Here is a 778-nt window from a genome sequence, read left to right as displayed (position 1 = left end):
ACTTTTCGTCCATGGCGGTGACCTCTGGCGATTAAATACACCATTATCATGCCTTCAGCCACCACAACAAGGGAAGACCCATATGCATACAGCTATATTGATCGGAGGTTTTTCATGCCTAGACACTATGAAATTGACTCAGCCTGGCGTGCGAGCATTAAGCGTGAGCCGAACGGTCGTCAGACAGTTACGACAGAAGCCTTTGTCAGCCAGCTTGCGCTGATTAATTTTCACTGGAGTTGTCGCCAAGCAAATCAGTGGATTGAAACCTACGTGACCGTTTTTAAAGACATTTCCACTCAGGAAGGAGAGAACCGGACATTCATGCTTTTTAACCCCAACGGAGGCCGTTAAAAATGGGTTTTCCATCGCCAGCAACCGACTACCAGGAAAACAGGCTGTCACTCGATCAGCACTGTAATACAGGAGCGCCGGGAGTATTCTTTTTTCGAAGTGATACCTACTCTTTCCGGGAAGGGATAAAGCCTGGTGCGCTGCTCATAGTAGATTTTGGGGGCACGCCCGTTGACGGGTCTTTGGTGCTCTGTGTCCTGGAACAAGAATTCAGGATCATGCGATTGCGACTACACCCCAAGCGGTGTCTCCAGGAACTCGATAAGCTGGATAACTTCAGGGCTATACCTGATGACGATGAGGACGGGTTGGAGGTCAGGGGGGTCATTACGCACATTGTGGCACTGTTGCAAAGTTAGCGATGAGGCAGCCTTTTGTCTTATTCAAAGGCCTTACATTTCAAAAACTCTGCTTACCAGGCGCA

Annotated in this window: 2 protein-coding genes; both read left to right on the top strand. The window is 49.0% G+C overall.

The genetic code is table 11. The features are described from left to right. Nucleotides 1-114: 114 nt before the first annotated feature. Nucleotides 115-354 carry a hypothetical protein gene (locus FTE26_RS08575; protein ID WP_001549892.1) on the top strand — a complete coding sequence of 80 codons (240 nt, stop codon included), beginning with the start codon at nt 115-117 and terminating at the stop codon, nt 352-354. A gap of 2 nt (nt 355-356) precedes the next feature. After that, complete coding sequence (locus tag FTE26_RS08570; RefSeq protein ID WP_004199403.1) at nt 357-713, top strand: HumD family translesion DNA polymerase; 357 nt, start codon at nt 357-359, stop codon at nt 711-713. Nucleotides 714-778: the final 65 nt, after the last annotated feature.

It is taken from the genome of Escherichia sp. S10b (assembly GCF_028421345.1).
Lineage (GTDB): Bacteria > Pseudomonadota > Gammaproteobacteria > Enterobacterales > Enterobacteriaceae > ECMA0423.
This window is presented reverse-complemented; position numbering and strand designations above follow the sequence as displayed.